We start from the raw sequence: 4,398 nt of genomic DNA, 5'->3' as shown, positions 1-4,398 counted from the left end.
GGGCAGCCGCGACGGCGAGGAAGGGCGCCCCGCTACCCGCCCCCCGGCAGGAGAGACTCGATCCCCGCGATCATGAGATCGAGGGCGATCGTGAAGTCCCGTTCCCACATCTCCTCGACCGTGCCCCCACCCCGCGCCGCCATCAACTCCCCCGCACTCTCCATGATCTCGTGCGACGCCAGCTCGACCTGGACCTTCCCGGTGGCCTCCCGGTAGTACTCGTCCTGGGTCATCCCCGCCTCGGCGCACCGCGCCATGTAGTGGCCCTCGATGGTCCCGAAGCCGTACACGAACTGGAAGACCGCCGAGATCGCCCCGTTCCGCTTCTCCACGGGAAGCCCCGTGTGCCCCACCGCGCGCTGGACCGCGAGCGCGAACTCCAGCCAGTGCGGGCCGATGTTGAGGAAGCGGCCGACGAGCGGCGACACCCAGGGGTGGCGGATCAGCAGCGCGCGGTACTCGTCGGCGAGGGAACGGAGCTGTTCGCGCCAGGCCTCGGCGGGCGCCTCCTTGCCGGGCAGCCGCATCTCGCCGCAGACCGAGTCCAGGGCGAGTTCCAGGAGGTCGTCCTTGGTGTCCACGTACCAATAGACGGACATCGCCGTGACGTTCAGCTCCGCGGCGAGCCTGCGCATGGAGAACTTGGCGAGACCCTCCGCGTCCAGGAGCCGGACCGAGACCTCGGTGATGCGGTCCCGGTCGAGCCCGCTCGGCTGGTCGCCCTTGCGGCCGCCACCGCGAGGTGCCTTGCCCTGCAGCCAGACGCTCGTCCGCGCCGGGTTGTTCGTGCGGCCGGCTGCCTTGGCCATGGCGCACCTTCCTGGTCGGGGCCCGGGCCGACTCGTCGGCCCGGAGCGCTGTGGGGAGGCGAACGGCGGATCCGGAAGGATCCCGAATGATCCGGAATGAAGTGCTCCACCCACGCCTCCCCCCGATGCTATGCCGCGGACTTCCGCTGCTATGCCGCGGACTTCCGCACGGAGTCCGCCCTCTCCGCCCTGCGCAGCAACGCCGCCGCGAGGACACCACCGAGGAAGACCGCGACCGCGCCCACCAGCTGACTCGTCTCAAGGCCGGAGGCGAACGCGTCGGCGATCCGCTCCCGTTCGCCCGACGACTTGGCCGCCGCCATGGCCGCGGGGAAGGACGCGGCGGAGACCGCCACCAGCGAGGCGAAGCGGGAGTTGAGCACCGCGCCGAGGACGGCGACGCCGAGGCCGTTGCCGAACTCCGCGAGCGTGCCGTTGACGCCCGCGCCCACGCCCGCCTTCTCCACCGGTATGGCGCTCATGATCGCGTTGGCCATCGCCGGCATGGCGAAGGCGATGCCCGCGCCCATGATGACGAGCCCGGCGAGCATGCCGTTGTAGTCGTCGCCGCCGAGCAGCGCGATCACCGCGAGGCCCGCGGCGAGGGCGCTCATGCCGGACAGGATCGTCACGGGCGTGCCCAGCTTGGCGTGCAGCTTCGCGCCGACGCCGGTGAGGTTCAGGGCCACGATGGTCACCGCGAGGGGCGCCGTGCGCAGGCCCGCCTCCAAGGGCTCGTATCCGAGGACGAACTGGAGGTGCTGGGTGAGGAGGAAGAGGGAACCGGCGAGCCCGAACGCGACGAGGATCGCGCCCGCCACCGCGCCGATGAACCGCTGGTTGCGGAAGAAGTGCATGTCCAGCATCGGGTAAGGGATGCGCAGCTCCCAGAGCACGAACGCGCCGAGCACCAGCACACCGGTGGCCGCAGCGACCAGCACCTGCGCGGACGTCCAGCCGTGCTCGGGGCCGGAGATGATCGCGTAGACCACGGAGGCCATGCCGATCGTCGAGAGCAGCGCGCCGAGCAGGTCGGGGCGGTCGCCCCGCGGGTTCTTGGACTCGGGCACCATCCTGGCGACGGCGGCGAGGGCGATCAGCGCCACGGGGATGTTGATCAGGAAGATCGAGCCCCACCAGAAGTGGTTCAGCATGAACCCGCCGAGCAGCGGACCGGCCGCGAAGCCGAGGGAGTTGATGGTCGACCAGAGGCCGATCGCCTTGACGCGCTCGGTGTCGTCGAAGATCTGTACGACGACCGCGAGGGTCGTGGTCATCAGGAGCGCGCCGCCGATCCCCATCCCCGCGCGGGCGGCGATGAGCTGCGCGGACGACTGCGCGAACGCCGCGACGAGCGAGCCGATGCCGAAGAGCGCGAGGCCCGCGATGAGCATCTTCTTGCGGCCGTAGCGGTCGGCGGCACTGCCCGCGGTGAGCAGCAGCCCGGACTGCACGAGCGAGTACGCGTTGATCATCCACTGGATGTCGGACGTGGACGCGTCCAGCTCCCGGGTGAGGGAGGGGATCGCGACGCTCAGGACGGTGTTGTCGAGCAGCACGGTGAGCTGGGCGAGACAGATGACGCCGAGTATCAGCCAGCGCTGCGGGTGCCGGGGCGGGGCGGCCAACGTCTCGGCGGTCGTCGCCGTCATGCGGGCTCCTTGGTGGGGCGTGGTGCCTGGCGGGGCGCCCGCGATGGTGTCTCGCGCGGCGCCTGGGATACCTGGCTCTACGGTGTACGAGGATCAGGCCACGTACACCGTAGAACATCTCCCATACGCCGTACAAGACGGTATCCCCGGCGCCGCCCGACGCCGGAGCCCACGCCTCAGGAACCAGAGGAGGCCGGTACGGGCGCGGGCAGGGCGGACTTGACCAGATACCCGGCCCCGCGCCGCGTGTGAATCATCGGTTCCCGCCCGGCGTCGATCTTCCTGCGCAGATACGAGATGTACAGCTCGACCACGTTGGCCTGGCCCCCGAAGTCGTAGTTCCACACCCGGTCGAGGATCTGCGCCTTGCTGAGCACGCGCCGCGGATTGCGCATGAGGTAGCGGAGCAGTTCGAACTCGGTGGCGGTCAGATGGATCGAGTCCCCGCCACGCGTCACCTCGTGGCTGTCCTCGTCCAGGGTCAGGTCCCCCACCACCAGGGTGGATTCACCGCGCTTGCCCGCGGCCCCGGCCCGCCGGATGAGCCCGCGCAGCCGCGCCACCACTTCCTCCAGGCTGAACGGCTTGGTGACGTAGTCGTCCCCGCCCGCCGTGAGCCCGGCGATCCGGTCCTCCAGCGCGTCCTTCGCGGTCAGGAAGAGCACGGGCACGTCCGGCATCTCCCGGCGCAGCCTGCCGAGGACGGAGAGGCCGTCCATGTCGGGCAGCATCATGTCCAGCACCACGGCGTCGGGCCGGAACGCGCGCGCGACCCGCACCGCGCCCGCGCCGTCCCCCGCGCTGCGGATCTGCCAGCCCTCGTACCGCAGGGCCATGGACATCAACTCGGTGAGCGACTCCTCGTCGTCCACCACGAGTACGCGGACGGGGCTACCGTCCGGCCTGAGCAGTTCGGTACGCGCCTGGGGCGTGGTCGTGGTCATGCCCCACAGGCTGGGCCGCGCCCCTGAGAGCACTCTTGCGCGAAGCTGTGAATTCCCTGAGAAAGGGCCTCGGCTCGCGCGGCGCAGGGGGCTCGGCTCGCGCGCAGGAGGGGCCTCGGCCCACGCGCAGGAGGGGGCTCGGCTCACCCCACCCCGAAGAGCCGGGCCCCATTCCCGTAAAGCACCCCCCGCATCCACTCATCGCCCAACCCAAGCCGCTCCAGCGCCTCCAGCTGATGAACGTACGCATACGGAATATTGGGAAAGTCGCTGCCCAGCAAGATCCGCTCCCCCAGCTCCATCAGCCGCCCCGACTCCTCCCTCGGAAACGGCATCAACCCCTCGCTGAAGTCGGTGAACGCCATGGTGGTGTCCATGCGCACCTCCTCATACCGCTCGGCGAGCGCGAGGAAGTCGGCGTACTCGGGCATCCCCATGTGCGCCACGACGAGCCGCAGCCGCGGATGCCGCGCGAGCAGCCGCGCCATCGCGGCGGGCCCCGTGTACTTGCCGGGCTCGGGCCCGGACCCGCAGTGCGTCACCACCGGGATCCCGGCCTCGGCGAGGAGCCCCCACACGGGGTCGAGCAGCACGTCATTGGGGTCGTAACCCCCCACCTGCACATGCGCCTTGAAGACCCGCGCCCCCGACTCGACGGCGTCCCGCACATACCCCTCGACCCCCGGCTCCGGGAAGAAGGTAGCGGTCCGCAGGCACCCGGGCGTGCGGCGCGCGAAACCGTCGGCCCAGTCGTTGAGCCACTTCGCCATCCCCGGCTTGTGCGGATAGATCATCGAGGTGAAGGCCCGCACCCCGAACTCCCCGAGCAGTTCGACCCGCCGCTCCTCCTCATGCCGGTAGCTGATGGGCCACTCCACCCCGCCGCCGGCCGCGTAGGAGTCGAAGTACGCCCAGACCTTGCGCAGCACCCGCTCCGGCATGAAGTGCGTGTGTACGTCGATGAGCCCCGGCACCCCGAGCCGCCCCCAGAAC

4 protein-coding genes are annotated in these 4,398 nt (G+C 70.5%); all 4 read right to left on the bottom strand.

Going from position 1 to position 4,398, the window contains the following annotated elements; genetic code table 11:
* Positions 1-32 precede the first annotated feature (32 nt).
* Positions 33-809 carry a TetR/AcrR family transcriptional regulator gene (locus GKQ77_RS28335; protein WP_219691778.1) on the bottom strand — a complete coding sequence of 259 codons (777 nt, stop codon included), beginning with the start codon at positions 807-809 and terminating at the stop codon, positions 33-35.
* Between the two features lie 149 nt (positions 810-958).
* Positions 959-2,461 (bottom strand): MFS transporter, encoded by a 1,503-nt coding sequence (locus GKQ77_RS28330; protein ID WP_219691776.1) that lies wholly within the window; start codon positions 2,459-2,461, stop codon positions 959-961.
* Positions 2,462-2,637: 176 nt separating this feature from the next.
* Positions 2,638-3,405 carry a response regulator transcription factor gene (locus GKQ77_RS28325; protein ID WP_219691774.1) on the bottom strand — a complete coding sequence of 256 codons (768 nt, stop codon included), beginning with the start codon at positions 3,403-3,405 and terminating at the stop codon, positions 2,638-2,640.
* Positions 3,406-3,548: 143 nt separating this feature from the next.
* The coding region (locus GKQ77_RS28320) for an amidohydrolase family protein (protein WP_219691773.1) at positions 3,549-4,398 on the bottom strand (850 nt) is incomplete at its 5' end.

It is taken from the genome of Streptomyces anatolicus (assembly GCF_019400875.1).
In the GTDB taxonomy this organism is placed as follows: Bacteria; Actinomycetota; Actinomycetes; order Streptomycetales; family Streptomycetaceae; genus Streptomyces; species Streptomyces anatolicus.
Note: the sequence above shows the minus strand (reverse complement) of the source record. Positions and strands in the feature narration are given on the sequence as shown.

Excerpts from the sequence above, each read along its gene's own strand:
- GKQ77_RS28330 (WP_219691776.1), bottom strand. The coding sequence starts at position 2,461 with ATGACGGCGACGACCGCCGAGACGTTGGCCGCCCCGCCCCGGCACCCG.
- GKQ77_RS28325 (WP_219691774.1), bottom strand. The coding sequence starts at position 3,405 with ATGACCACGACCACGCCCCAGGCGCGTACCGAACTGCTCAGGCCGGAC.
- GKQ77_RS28335 (WP_219691778.1), bottom strand. The coding sequence starts at position 809 with ATGGCCAAGGCAGCCGGCCGCACGAACAACCCGGCGCGGACGAGCGTC.